This is a genomic window from Streptomyces sp. NPDC048473, assembly GCF_043200155.1.
Taxonomy (GTDB): Bacteria; Actinomycetota; Actinomycetes; order Streptomycetales; family Streptomycetaceae; genus Streptomyces.
In genome coordinates, this window is the sequence record NZ_JBICXE010000022.1 from 74,645 (window position 1) to 87,676 (window position 13,032).

Sequence of the window (13,032 nt, forward strand, 5' to 3'; positions counted from 1 at the left end):
ACAGCTGGGCCGAACCGTCCGAATCCAAGGTTCCCGATGGTTTAATCGCGGCCGACCGGCCTCCCCGTGGCGATCAGCGCCGGAAGGCTCCGCGCGGCATTCAAAGCTCCGCGCGGCATTCAAGGCATGTACGGCCTGCGAACATCGTCGGACTCCACGCCACGTTCCACCGGCCTGCCCTGCTGAAGCCGTCCGCCCCGGCTTTCGGCGATCCGTAGGGCATCAGTCAGGCACTCGGCCAACCGGGCAGCAGCAAAACGGAGTTCTGTCACTGTCGCACCGGCAGCGGCAGCGGCACCGGCACCGGCACCGGCGGCGGCAATGATCGGCCTGGCGCAGTCGAGGACCTCGGCCCCCATACCGAGTTGCACAACCTCCACCCGGATTCGCCGAAGCACACTTCCACACCGGTCCCGGACTGGAGGCGGAAATGCGCGAGGGCGGCTTCACCGGCACCCAGGTGTACGGCGTCGAGGGCCCCGCCCGGGCCCTGCCGAAAGCGACCGAGCAGCACACCGGTGAATCACTCACCGAATCACGGATGTTCACCTCCGCGCCGACCGCGGCCCGCATGGCGTACCCCTGCCCCGACCTGCTCGCCGCCAGTTCCCACCTGCTCGCCGTGGGACGTAATTGACACCGGCTACTCTGGGCCCGTCACCGGGGCGGGACAAGCCCCGCCAACTCTCCGCAGGGGGACCTTTCCATCATGTTCCGGGCCCTGATCTATCTCCTGCCTCTGGCGCTGACGATCTACGCGTTCATCGACTGCCTGAACACCCCTGAGGACGAGGCCAAGCACCTGCCGAAGATCGCCTGGGTCTTCATCATCCTGCTGTTCTGGATCGTGGGCCCGATCGTCTGGCTCGCCGCGGGCAAGATGCGCGAGGTGCCCGCCGGGGGCCGTACGCCGTCCGAATGGCACCGCAATCACCGCTCGCAGTGGGTGGCGCCGGACGACAATCCGGAGTTCCTCAGGGCACTGAAGGACGAGAACAAGAAGGACGAGTCGCTCCTCAAGGACTGGGAGGCGGATCTGCGCCGCCGCGAGGAGGAGCTCAAGCGCCGGGAGAGCGGGGCGGGGCCGGAGGAGTCGGCGCCGCCCGCTTCGTAACCCGTAGCGGATCAGGAGTACAGCAGCTGCCCCAGCCGGTTGAGCAGGGGCAGCAGTGCTGTGCGCTCCTCGGGGGTGAGCGCTTCGAGCGCGCCGTGCACGGCGCGCATCTCGGCGCGGATCGTGTGGGCGAGCTCCGTGCCCTCGGGTGTGCGGCTCGCGACCTTGGAGCGGCGGTCGCCGGGGGCGGGGGTTCGGCTGACCAGGCCGCGGGTCTCCATGCGGCCGATGAGGCCGGTGGCGTTGGACGCGTCGCAGACCAGGTGGGCGGCGAGCGCGCTCATCGGCATGGGCTGGTTGAGGGCGATCAGCGCGCGGGCCTGTGAGGTGGACAGGCCGTGGCGGGCGGCGACGGCGGTGAGGTCGTCGTGGTGGCCGCGGACGACGACGGCCAGCGGCTCCAGCAGATCGTCCGGGGTCGGGGCGGCGCGATCGTCCGGAGCAGTGGCGGCGCGGGGCGTCGGTTCGGTGGTCATGGTCGGCCATTCTTCGATCGGCATCCGCCGACATTTATTTGACATGCTCAACTTTTTGCAGTTACATGAACTGCGTTGCTTGAGCATATCAAGTTTTGAGCTCGCCCCGCAGGGAGTACCCCCATGCCCTCCGTACTGTTCGTTCTCACCGGCGCCGACCACTGGACCCTCAACGACGGCACCACCCACCCCACCGGGTTCTGGGCCGAGGAGCTGGCCGCGCCGCACCGGGTCTTCACCGAGGCCGGTTACGCGATCACACTGGCCACCCCCGGCGGCGTTACCCCCACCGTCGACGCGGGCAGCCTCCTGCCGGCCGCCAACGGTGGCCAGGAGAAGGCCGATGCCGTCGCCGCGTACCTCGACTCGATCGGGCCCGAGCTCCGTGCCCCAGCCCGACTTGAGGACATCCAGCCGGACCGGTACGACGCCGTCTTCTACCCCGGCGGCCACGGACCCATGGAGGACCTGGCCGTCAGCGAGATCTCCGGGCGGCTGCTGACCACCGCACTCGACTCCGGTACGCAGCTCGGCGTCCTGTGCCACGCACCGGCCGCGCTGCTCGCCGCCCGTCGCGAGGACGGCAGTTGGCCGTTCGCCGGCTACCGCATGACCGGGTTCAGCAACGCCGAGGAGTCCATCGGCGGGCTCGCCGACAAGGCGCCCTGGCTGCTGGAGGACCGGCTGATCGAGCTGGGCGCCGACTACACCGCCGCCTCCCCCTTCGCCGCGCACACCGTCGCCGACCGCAATCTGCACACCGGCCAGAACCCGGCCTCCTCCGAGCAGCTGGCCCGCGAGATCGTCGCCGCGTCGGCCCCCGCCGAGTCCCCGGCCGAGACCGTCGACCGCCTCCGCGCCACCTTCCGTACCGGCCGCACCAAGAGCCTCGACTGGCGCACCGGACAGCTCCGGCAGCTGCGCGCGATGCTCACCGAGCGCGGTGACGAGCTGGCCGACGCGCTCCGCGTCGACCTCGGCAAGAGCCGCAAGGAGGCGTACCGCACCGAGATCGACTTCACGATCCGCGAGATCGACCACACGCTGGAGCGCCTGGAGGCATGGCTGCGGCCCGAGCCCGCCCCCGTGCCGGCTTCGCTGGGCGGGGCGAAGGCCCGCACCGTGCAGGACCCGCTCGGCGTCATCCTGGTCATCGCGCCGTGGAACTACCCGGCGCAACTGCTGCTCGCCCCGGTCGTCGGCGCGCTGGCCGCGGGCAATGCAGTGGTGGCCAAGCCGAGCGAGCTGGCGCCCGCGACCTCCGCCGCCGTCGCCCGGCTGCTGCCGCGCTATCTGGACACCGACGCGGTCGCCGTCGTGGAGGGTGCGATTCCGGAGACCACCGCGCTGCTCGCCGAGCGCTTCGACCACATCTTCTACACCGGCAACGGCGCGGTGGGCCGGATCGTGATGGCGGCAGCCGCGAAGCACCTCACTCCGGTGACGCTCGAACTGGGCGGCAAGTCACCGGTGTTCGTGGACCGGGGCACGGACCTGAAGACGGTCGCGGGCCGGCTGGCGGCGGGCAAGTTCCTGAACGCCGGCCAGACCTGCGTCGCCCCCGACTACGTACTGACCGACCCGGAGACGGCCGCGGATCTCGCGGACGCGCTCGCCGCCGCGGTCGAGGGGCTGTACGGGGCGGACGCCTCGACGCACCCGGAGTACGGACGGATCGTGAACCGGCGCCACTTCGACCGGCTGACCGGACTGCTCGGCTCCGGCCGCACGGTGACCGGCGGGACGTACGACCGGGACACCAAGTACATCGCCCCGACCGTGCTCGCCGACGTCGCGCCGGACGCGCCCGTGATGCGGGAGGAGATCTTCGGCCCGGTGCTGCCGATCGTGGCGGTGGACGGTCTGGACGAGGCCATCGCCTTCATCAACGACCGGGACAAGCCGCTGGCGCTGTACGCGTTCACGGAGTCCGACGCGGTACGCGAACGGCTGGTCGCCGAGACGTCGTCGGGCGCCGTCGGTATCGGGCTGCCGCTGGCCCATCTGACCGTGCCCGACCTGCCGTTCGGCGGGGTCGGCGAGAGCGGTATGGGCAGCTACCACGGCCGGTACTCACTGGAGACGTTCAGCCACCGCAAGGCGGTCCTGGACACTCCGCTGGGCTGACGCCCCTCGGGGCTCGAATCAAGCCCCTCCGGCGATCGAGGAGCAGGGGTCCGGGGGCAGCGCCCCCGGAAACGACGAGAAAGGCTCACATGAACGACCGCGCCATGCTCGCCACCGCCCTCGCCGAGGCCCGTACCGGTCTCGCCGAGGGCGGCATCCCCATCGGTGCCGCGCTCTACGGGCCGGACGGCACCCTCCTCGGCCGCGGCCACAACCGTCGCGTCCAGGACGGCGACCCGTCCCTGCACGCGGAGACGGCGGCGTTCCGGGCGGCCGGGCGGCAGCGCTCGTACCGGGGCACGACCATGGCGACGACGCTCTCCCCGTGCTGGTACTGCAGCGGCCTGGTACGGCAGTTCGGGATCTCACGGGTGGTGATCGGCGAGGCACGGACGTTCCACGGCGGGCACGACTGGCTGGCCCGGCACGGGGTGGAGATCGTGCTGCTCGACGATGCCGAATGCGTCGCGCTCATGCGGGACTTCGTACAGGACCACCCCGACGTGTGGAACGAGGACATCGGCGTCGACTGATTCACCGTCCCGCGTCCCTGATCGTTCGAAAATCTTCACCATGCTCCAACACCCTGCCGATATCCTTATGTTGACGGTGTGACAGATCGGATGGGACATCGACGCTGGGGGTGCTGTGGAGAGAGAGCTGTACGGGCGCGAGGCGATCTTCGGCAACGACGGACTTGCGGCGCGTCTGACAGGTCTCACTCCGTACGGCTCCGCCCGGGTCGCCTACGAGCACCGTGACGATCCGCCGGTCGCCGTGCTGACCGGCGGCCGCGGCATGGGCAAGACGGCCGTGCTCAAGCAACTGCGCCATCTGTACCGGGAGATCACCCCGGTCGCCCTGGTCGACTGCGAGGCCGTCGTGCCGCCCGCGGACCCGGGCCCCGGCTGGACTCCGGTCACCGGGGCGCTGCCGGAGCTCGCCACCCAGCTGACGGCGAGGGTGCATGCCGCGCGGCCGGTGCAGTTCCCCCGGCTGAGCCTCGGGCTCGTGGCCGTCGCCTCGATCTCCTGGACGCGGGAGGACGAGACGCGGGCGCAGCGCGATCTGCAGTCGCTCGGCCCGGTGCTGGCGACCGTCGACACCCGTGGGGACGCGGCGACGGGCTGGGTCACCAAGGTGCTGACGAAGCTGGCGGCGAGTGCCTTCGACTCGGTGGTCCCGCTGGCCGGGATGGTCGCCGAGGCCACGATCGAGACGGTGCTGGAGGAGACGTTCAGCCGGTTCCAGCGGCGTTCGGTGGACTGGTACGGGAGCTATCCGCACGCGGGCGGCAACGGCAGGATCGGGCTGAGGCAGCTGGCGGTCGATTTCGAGCGCGGCGGTGATCTGCGCCGCCGGGCCGAGGATCATCTGGTGCTCGCGCTGGTCGCGGATCTGGTGCGGGCGTACGGGGGCCTGGCGCGCGGTGCCCGCCGGGGCCGTCCGGTGCTGCTGCTGGACAACGCGCACACGTTGCTGGGCCGGCAGCTGGTCGAGCCGGTGCTGCGGCAGCGGGCCTCCGGGGTGCGGGATCAGATCGCCCTGTTCGCCTCCTCGCGCGCACGTGAGCACGAGGGGCTGAGCCATGCGGTGCGCCGGCGGCTGCCCGAGGTGGCGCACGGTTCGCACTGGGTGCGCGGTTCGGAGGTGACGTCCGGGATTCTGGCCGTGGCGCTCACCGCGCTGGGCCCGGCGCATGTGCAGGCGGCGTTCGACCGGCACGATCCGGTGGGCCGTACTCCGGCCGGGCTGGCGCGCGGGGTGCACCGGCTGACGGGTGGGCGTCCGCTGGGTGTGGCGCTGTTGGCCCAGGCGGCGGGCGAGGCGCTGGTGCCGGGGACGCCGCGGCCGGAGTCGTCGCAGCCGGGGCCGCCGCGGCCGGGTTCGCTGGTGCCGGGGGCGCTGCTGGACCGCACGGTGGAACTGCGTGAGGACCGGGCGCCGGTGCGGGTGGCCGACGAGCTGCTGGCACGGCTGCTTCCGGGGCAGCAGCTCGACGTACTGAGTGTGCTGGCCGCCGCGCACGGCGAGGACTCGGCGCGGCTGCTGGCCACGGCCCGGCTGCGCGGCCGGTCGCTGGACGGCGATGTCGCGTTGCAGGTACGGGACGTACTGCGGGCGCAGGACTGGCCGGTCGGCCCCGAGTACTTCGTCGCTGATCCGCTGCTGCGCTCGCTGCTGCTGCACCGGCTGCGGTTCCAGGACGACGACCATCCGTACTACGCGGTGTGGCGTGCGGTGCACGAGACGCTGCGCACGGCGTACGCGCCCGGGGGCCGCTGCCCGAGCGTCCCGCACCGGCTGCACCAGGAGCTGGTGCTGGGCAGGACGAGGGACTGCGTGACGCATCTGCGGGAGCGGTTCACCGACGGGGATGTGACGGCGTGGCTCGGCTCGCTGCGGTTCATCGCCTCGGCGCCGTATCCGCGTCCGCCCGGTTACGCCGGTCCCGATCCGCGGCGGGCGGTCGCGCTCGGCCGGGAGGCGGCCGGTTCGCTGCCGGACGGGGAGACGGGGCTCGCGGGGCTCGGCGAGCGGGCCGTGGAGCTCCAGTTGCAGCTGCGCCGACTGCTGCACGCCGTATGGCTGCTGTCCGATCCACTGGCCCTGCCGGACGAAGAGGTGATCGACAAGATGGCGCACGAACTGCGACAACTGTCCGGCAGGCATCCGACGGGCAACAGCGTGCTGTGGGACGCGGCGACGCACTGGCCGCAGGACATCAGGGCCTGGCGGCCGCTGTCCATGCCACCGGGATCGTCGGGCACGGGCGGATCATCAGGCACAGGCGGACCGGGCACAGGCGAAAGCCGGCGCGGGCAGAGCGGTCGGGGGAACGGTGGCTCGAATGCGTAATCCGCTGCGCTATCGCGTCTGGTACACGGCGCGGCAGAAGGTCGTCACCACGGTGGTGGTGGGCGCCCTGGTCCTCACGTCCGGCTGGTACGGCATCGGCCGGCTCACCGCCCCCGAGGACCGCTCCTGCGCGAAGGGGGTCGAACGGCCGCAGGGCAGCGACGAGTGCATAGGCGTCTCCGGCGACGGCTACGACTTCGGGCGGTCGAAGCTGACCGAGGTCGCCGCGGCCATCGCCCGGGAGAACGACACCCTGAAGCCCGGCCGGTACGCGACGGTCGCGCTGCTGCTGCCGCTGACGTCGACGGACGGGGCCATGCAGACGAAGATGCAGCGCGAGCTGCAGGGCGCGTTCGCCGCGCAGTACCGGGCCAACCATCTGTCGAACGAGCAGGTGCCGGGGATCCGGCTGGTGCTCGCCAACACGGGAAAGAACAACCTGCTGTGGCAGCCGACGGTGGACCGGCTGAAGACGATGACCGGGGCCCCGGACCATCTGCGGGCCGTGTCGGGGGTCGCCACCAGCAGTACGCAGATCAGGTCGGCGGTCAAGGAGCTGACCGCCGCGCACATCGCGGTCGTCGGTACCACGATCACCGCCGACGACATCGCCAACGGCCCGGCCGGCGACCCGTTCCCCGGTCTGGCGCGGGTGTCCCCGACCAATCGGGACGAGGCGCGGGCGCTGGCGCACTTCGGGACGGTGAAGGCGGACAAGGCGCTGCTCGTGCAGGACACCCGTACCGGGGACCACTACACGGACACACTGCGGGCGGCGTTCACCTCACTGGTGAAGGGCACGCAGTACGAGCCGCAGCTGTTCACCTCGCGCAAGGACCCCAACGACGAGGGCACCACGGCCAACACGTTCCAGCAGATCACGCACCTCATCTGCGACACGGACGCGGAGACGGTGTTCTTCGCCGGACGCCACACCCAGCTGCGGCAGTTCATCAACGCGCTCGGGGCGCGCGGCTGCCAGAGCCGCCCGTTCACGATCCTCACCGGCGACGAGGGCTCGTATCTCGGCAGCGACAAGAAGCTCGACCGGGGCGCGCTGCGCCGCAAGGTGACGGTCCGCTACGCCTCGCTGGCGCACCCGGACGCCTGGGCGGCGGCGAAGGAGAAGGGCGGGGCGGCGACGGGCGGTTCCCCGGCGGACTACCGGAGCTTCCTTGATCTGCTGGCCACGGTGGCGAAGAAGCCCGTGGGTCCGATCGGTCCGACCGGCCACCAGGAGCTGACCGACGGCCAGGTCATCATCGCGCACGACGCGATGTCGCTGGCGGTGCACGGCATCCGGCAGGCGACCCCGGACGGCAAGCGGCTTCCGCAGCTCTCGGATGTGGGTGAGCAGTGGCCGCGGGTGAAGGGTTCGCTGCGGGTGTCGGGGGCCAGCGGCTGGATCTGCCTGGACAACCACGGGAACCCGTACAACAAGGCGGTGCCGGTGGTGGAGCTGGCGCCCGAGGACGCCCGTCAGCGGTTCGTGGCGATCGCCTGGCCGGAGCGCACACCGCCGGACCCGAAGTGCCTGCCGCCGTCCTCGGCACCGTGACACCGCGTCACCGCTCGGCCGCCGCGTACTCCTCGCGCAGCCCCGCCCACCGGACCGGGGTCCACTTCGACCAGTCGGCGGGGTATCCGTCGAGCGCGTCCACGAGGTAGCGGAAGTGGTCGTGCCAGCCGGCGAGGCAGTCCAGCCGCAGCCCGTCGTCACCGCGGAACTCGTTGGTGAAGCGCAGCAGCACATGGTCGCCGCGCGGTGGCTCCAGGTGGAAGCGGATGCGGCCGTGAAGTCCTTCGAGGGTGTACTCGGCGACCCTCTCGATGTCCCAGGCGGTGACGGTGCCGGAGGCGGCCGTAGCGTGCCCGTCCCGGTCGGTGTTCAGCCAGCGCAGCGTGATCGCTCCGCCGATGCGCGGTTCGAACGGGTCGGCGGCGGCGAGCCAGCCGGGCAGCCCCTCGGAACTGGCAACGGCTGCCCACACCCGCGGGACGGGGTGGGGCAGCCGTAGCGTGAACCGCAGGGTGTGCTGGTCACCGTGGGTTTCGCTGGTGCCACGCTCGATGACGGGGATCGCATCGGTCATGGTTCCAGCGTGGCCCGGTGGTGCGGGATCCGCACCCTTACGAGACGGGAGACGGTCAGACGCCTGCGTAGGAGTGCTTGCCGGTGACGAAGATGTTCACGCCGTAGTAGTTGAAGAGCCAGCAGCCGAAGGCGATCAGTGCCAGGTAGGCGGCCTTGCGGCCCTTCCAGCCTGCGGTGGCGCGGGCGTGCAGGTAGCAGGCGTACGCGACCCAGGTGATGAAGGACCAGACCTCCTTGGGGTCCCAGCCCCAGTAGCGGCCCCATGCGTCGCCCGCCCAGATGGCGCCCGCGATGATCGTGAACGTCCACAGCGGGAAGACGGCGGCGTTGACGCGGTACGAGAACTTGTCGAGCGTCGAGGCGGCGGGCAGCCGGGAGAGCACGGACTCGGCGAACGAGCCGGGCTGCACGCCGTTGGCGAGCTTGCTCTCGTAGCTGTCGCGGAAGAGGTAGAGCAGGGTGGCGACCGCACCGATGTAGAAGACGGCGCCGCAGATGATGGCGGTGGAGACGTGGATCCACAGCCAGTACGAGTGCAGTGCGGGCACCAGCTGGTCGCTGGAGGTGTAGAGCACCGTGGTCGCGATGCCGAGGTCCAGCAGGACGGTGGTGACCAGGAGCAGCCCCATCCAGCGGACGTTCTTCTTCAGCGCGAGGAGGATCAGGTACGCGGCGACGGCCACCGTGGAGAAGGTGATCGAGAACTCGTACATGTTGCCCCAGGGGGCACGCTGCACGGACAGCGCGCGGGCGAGGACACCGCCGGCCTCCACGAGGAAGGCGAGCACGGTCATGGAGACCGCCATGCGTCCGTACAGATCGCCCTTGAACGTGCCACCGGCTGCGCCGGGCCCGTCCGGGACATCGCGGGTACCGGCCGCGGAGCGCGTGATGATCTTCGGGCGGTCGAGTACGGCGGTGCCGCCGCTCTTCTCCGCGACCTGCACCTTCACCGTGGCGCCGGCGGCCGCGCCCTCGGCACCGGTCAGCGCGGCGGCGGTGCGGCCGACCTTGCTGCGGCTGCCGAACACCCATTCCGCGATGTGCGCGAAGAAGGCCAGGGTGTAGACGGCCATCGACGAATAGATCAGCACATTGCTGGTGTGCGCCAGGTTCTCGTTGGTTGCGGCGGCGAGATTCACTTCTCAGCCCCTTCGGCAGGTTCTACGGAGGATTCTTCGACGGAGCCGGAATCGGAATGGGGATCGGACCCGGGATCAGATCCGGGTTCGGCCCCGGGGTCGGTGTCGGGGCCGGGCGCGGTGGGCGCCACGGCGTTGAGCGTGACCGCGAGATCGGCCAGCTCCTCGGGAAGCTTCGCGGACTCGCTGCGGCCGAGACCCGCCATTTCGACAACGGTGACGCCGTCCGCACCGCGTACGGCCCGCACCCAGACGCGGCGCCGCTGGATGAACAGCGAGCCCGCGAGTCCGGCGATCGCGGCGATGGCGCCGGTGAGCGCCCAGCCGCTGGCGGGCTGCTTGGAGATCTGGAAGCTGGCCCACTCCTCGACGCCCTCGAAGGTGATCGAGCCGGCGCCGTCGGGCAGCTTCATCGTGTCGCCGACCGCCAGGCGCTGCTTGAGCTGCTTGTCCTTGCTGTCCTTGAACTCCTTCATCTCGGACTTGTCCAGCTGGTACACGTTCTGCGGCAGTCCGGAGTCGACGCCGAGGCTGCCGTGATAGCCGTTGAGGGCGAGGACAGGCATGTCGGCGGCCGGGAACTGCGAGAACATCGTGCCCTTGCCGTCGCCCGCGAAGGTCGGCACGAAGAAGGCCTGGAAGCCCAGCTGGGTCTTCTTGCCGTTCTTGTCGCGGTAGCCGTCCATCACCTTGATCGCACCGGTCGAGGTGACGTTGTTGTCGATGGGCAGCAGCGGCACGGCGGCCTTGTAGACCTCCTTGCCCCTGCCGTCCTTGACGGAGACGACGGGCGCGTAGCCGTGCGCGTTCAGATAGACCTTGGTGCCGTCGACGACCAGCGGCTCGTTGACCTTGATGACGGTCTTCTGCGCCTTGCCGTAGGCACCCTTCGTGTACGTCACATGGGCTTCGTAGGTCCGGGGCGTACCGATCTGGGGGCCGCTGCGCTCGTACGTACCGATGAAGTTGTCGAGCTTGAAGCTGAACGGGGCGAGCGAGTCGGCGTCGAACAGCGAGCCGGACTTGAAGTCGTCGTACTGGGTCTGCGTGTTGGAGAAGCCGTCGCCCTCGACGATCAGCTTGCCGCCCTCGGACTTGAAGAGCTGTCCGAAGGCGAACGCCACCAGCATCACGATCAGCGCGATGTGGAACATCAGGTTCCCGGCCTCGCGCAGATAGCCCTTCTCTGCGGCGACCGCGTCCCCCGCGGTGTGCGCGCGGTAGCGGCGCTTGCGCATCATCGCGAGCGCGGCCTCGCGGACCTGCTCGGGCTCGGCCTCGGTGCGCCAGGTGGTGTACGCGGGCAGCCGGGTCAGACGCTTGGGGGCGCCCGGCGGGCGGCTGCGCAGCTGGCCGACGAACTGGCCGGTGCGCGGCACGATGCAGCCGATGAGCGAGATGAACAGCAGGATGTAGATCGCGGAGAACCACACCGAGCTGTAGACGTCGAAGAACTGGAGCTTCTCGTAGATCGGCGTGACGGTGGTGTGGGCGTCCTTGAAGGTCTGCACCTTCATTTCGTCCACGCTGTTCTGCGGGATCAGCGAGCCGGGGATGGCGCCGAGCGACAGCAGGAAGAGCAGGATCAGCGCGACCCGCATCGAGGTGAGCTGCCGCCAGAACCAGCGGACCCAGCCGATGACGCCCATGGCCGGCAGATTGGCCGCGCTCTCCTCGCGCGGGGCGGTGGAGAGCTGGGAGCCGGCCGCACCGAGTTCGCGGGCGTTCTCCCGGTCCTGCTCGTCCCGGATCTCCCGCTCGTCGCGGCGCTCGCGCTCCGGGGCCGGGTTGGACTTGGTGTTGCTCATGGAACTCAGATCCCCACCGTGAAGCCGTCGGACCAGCCCTGCAATTCCTGCATCATGCTGTCCCACACGCCGGTCAGCAGGAGCAGCCCGGTGGCAATCATCATGACGCCGCCGATCCGCATGACCCATGCGTAGTGGCGTTTGACCCAGCCGAAGGCGCCGAGCGCCTTGCGGAAGGCGACCGCGGCGAGCACGAAGGGCAGGCCGAGCCCGAGGCAGTACGCGACGGTCAGTATCGCCCCTCGTCCGGCGGTGCCCTGCTGCATCGCAAGGATGCTCACCGAGCTGAGCGTCGGGCCGAGGCACGGGGTCCAGCCGATCCCGAAGAGGGCGCCCAGCAGCGGTGCGCCCACCAGCCCGGTCACCGGCCTCTTGTGGATACGGAATTCGCGCTGCGTCATCCACGGCATCAGGCCCATGAAGAAGATCCCCATCAGGATCATCAGCACACCGAGGACCTTGGAGAGCGTTGCGCTGTGCTCCTGGAGGGTCTGGCCGAAGTAGCCGAAGAGCGTGCCACCGGAGACGAACACGGCGGTGAAGCCGAGCACGAAGAGCGAGGCGCCCGCGACCATGCGCCCCCGCTTGGCCTGCGCCAGGTCCGTACCGGTGACACCGGTGACGTAACTGAGATAGCCGGGCACGAGCGGCAGGACGCACGGCGAGAAGAACGAGACGAGTCCGCCGAGTACGGCGATGGGCAGGGCGACGAGCAGCGCCCCGTTCATCACGGTCTCGTTCTGGCCCGCAACGGCGGCAAGGGTGAGCACGGAATCACTTCTCCGCGATCAGCGGGTCGATCATCTTGTGCAGCTTGGTGTCGTCGAGCGCGGTCAGGGAACGAGCGGCGATCTTCCCGTCCCGGTCCAGGACCACGGTCGACGGAATGGCCTGCGGACGCAGCGTGCCCTTGGGGAAGCGGAGCATGAGCTTGCCGGTCGGGTCGAAGAGGCTCGGGTAGGGGACCCCGTAGTCCTTCTCGAAGCTCACCGCGGGGCCCTTCTGGGCATCGCGCGTGTTGATCCCGATGAACTGGACGCCCTTGTCCTTCGTCTCCTTCGCCACCCTCGCGAAGTACTGGGCCTCCAGACGGCAGGGTCCGCACCACGAACCCCACATGTTCAGTACGACGACCTTGCCCTTGTAGTCGGCGACGTCGAGCTGCTTGCCGTCGAGGGTCTCACCGTCGAGCTTCGGGGCGGCCGTGCGGTCGCCCTTGGCCACGGTGGCGATTCCGCCACTGCCCGTGACGAAGTGTGTATTGCCACCGCCGCCGGCCTTGTTGCCGTCCCCACCGCACGCGGTCAGCGTGAGTGCGAGTGCGACGGCCGCTGCGGGGGCGGCGAGCAGGGTGAAGCGGCGTCGGGGTGCGCGGCCATAGCTCATGTGAAAAGTTTCGCATGGCGGTTTC

At 70.1% G+C, this 13,032-nt stretch carries 12 protein-coding genes; 6 read left to right on the forward strand and 6 right to left on the reverse strand.

From position 1 onward, the window contains the following. Positions 1 to 430: 430 nt before the first annotated feature. Complete coding sequence (locus ACGFU7_RS29410; RefSeq protein ID WP_393699673.1) at positions 431 to 637, forward strand: hypothetical protein; 207 nt, start codon at positions 431 to 433, stop codon at positions 635 to 637. Positions 638 to 709: 72 nt separating this feature from the next. After that, positions 710 to 1,114 (forward strand): PLD nuclease N-terminal domain-containing protein, encoded by a 405-nt coding sequence (locus ACGFU7_RS29415; RefSeq protein WP_393699675.1) that lies wholly within the window; start codon positions 710 to 712, stop codon positions 1,112 to 1,114. A gap of 11 nt (positions 1,115 to 1,125) precedes the next feature. Here the strand turns inward: ACGFU7_RS29415 and ACGFU7_RS29420 are convergent, their stop codons facing one another. Further along, the gene (locus ACGFU7_RS29420) at positions 1,126 to 1,590 is read right to left on the reverse strand and encodes a MarR family winged helix-turn-helix transcriptional regulator (RefSeq protein WP_393699677.1); all 465 of its coding nucleotides are present in this window, start codon (positions 1,588 to 1,590) and stop codon (positions 1,126 to 1,128) included. Positions 1,591 to 1,713: 123 nt separating this feature from the next. Here ACGFU7_RS29420 and ACGFU7_RS29425 point away from each other — a divergent pair, with 123 nt between their 5' ends. From ACGFU7_RS29425 to ACGFU7_RS29440, 4 genes are all read left to right on the forward strand, one after another. Then, a complete protein-coding gene (locus tag ACGFU7_RS29425) occupies positions 1,714 to 3,717 on the forward strand; it encodes an aldehyde dehydrogenase family protein (protein ID WP_393699678.1) in 2,004 nt (667 codons plus the stop codon). Positions 3,718 to 3,806: 89 nt separating this feature from the next. Continuing rightward, positions 3,807 to 4,250, forward strand: a complete 444-nt coding sequence (locus ACGFU7_RS29430) for a nucleoside deaminase (RefSeq protein WP_393699679.1) — start codon at positions 3,807 to 3,809, stop codon at positions 4,248 to 4,250. A 115-nt stretch (positions 4,251 to 4,365) separates the two neighbouring features. Continuing rightward, positions 4,366 to 6,576 (forward strand): hypothetical protein, encoded by a 2,211-nt coding sequence (locus ACGFU7_RS29435; RefSeq protein WP_393699680.1) that lies wholly within the window; start codon positions 4,366 to 4,368, stop codon positions 6,574 to 6,576. Beyond that, a complete protein-coding gene (locus tag ACGFU7_RS29440) occupies positions 6,569 to 8,134 on the forward strand; it encodes a hypothetical protein (protein WP_393699681.1) in 1,566 nt (521 codons plus the stop codon). Before ACGFU7_RS29435 ends, ACGFU7_RS29440 begins: the two co-directional genes overlap by 8 nt. A 7-nt stretch (positions 8,135 to 8,141) precedes the next feature. Here ACGFU7_RS29440 and ACGFU7_RS29445 read toward each other — a convergent pair whose 3' ends face one another. The 5 genes from ACGFU7_RS29445 to ACGFU7_RS29465 are packed head-to-tail and all read right to left on the reverse strand — an operon-like array spanning position 8,142 to position 13,007. After that, positions 8,142 to 8,669 carry an SRPBCC domain-containing protein gene (locus ACGFU7_RS29445; protein ID WP_393699682.1) on the reverse strand — a complete coding sequence of 176 codons (528 nt, stop codon included), beginning with the start codon at positions 8,667 to 8,669 and terminating at the stop codon, positions 8,142 to 8,144. Positions 8,670 to 8,724: 55 nt separating this feature from the next. Next, positions 8,725 to 9,813 carry a c-type cytochrome biogenesis protein CcsB gene (ccsB, locus tag ACGFU7_RS29450; protein ID WP_393699684.1) on the reverse strand — a complete coding sequence of 363 codons (1,089 nt, stop codon included), beginning with the start codon at positions 9,811 to 9,813 and terminating at the stop codon, positions 8,725 to 8,727. Next, complete coding sequence (locus ACGFU7_RS29455; RefSeq protein ID WP_393699686.1) at positions 9,810 to 11,621, reverse strand: cytochrome c biogenesis protein ResB; 1,812 nt, start codon at positions 11,619 to 11,621, stop codon at positions 9,810 to 9,812. Before ACGFU7_RS29455 ends, ccsB begins: the two co-directional genes overlap by 4 nt. Positions 11,622 to 11,626: 5 nt before the next feature. Further along, on the reverse strand, positions 11,627 to 12,349 hold the full coding sequence (locus ACGFU7_RS29460) for a cytochrome c biogenesis CcdA family protein (RefSeq protein ID WP_393699797.1): 723 nt from the start codon (positions 12,347 to 12,349) through the stop codon (positions 11,627 to 11,629). Between the two features lie 46 nt (positions 12,350 to 12,395). Continuing rightward, positions 12,396 to 13,007: a TlpA family protein disulfide reductase gene (locus tag ACGFU7_RS29465; RefSeq protein ID WP_393699688.1), complete on the reverse strand. Its 612-nt coding sequence runs from the start codon at positions 13,005 to 13,007 to the stop codon at positions 12,396 to 12,398. Positions 13,008 to 13,032 lie beyond the last annotated feature (25 nt).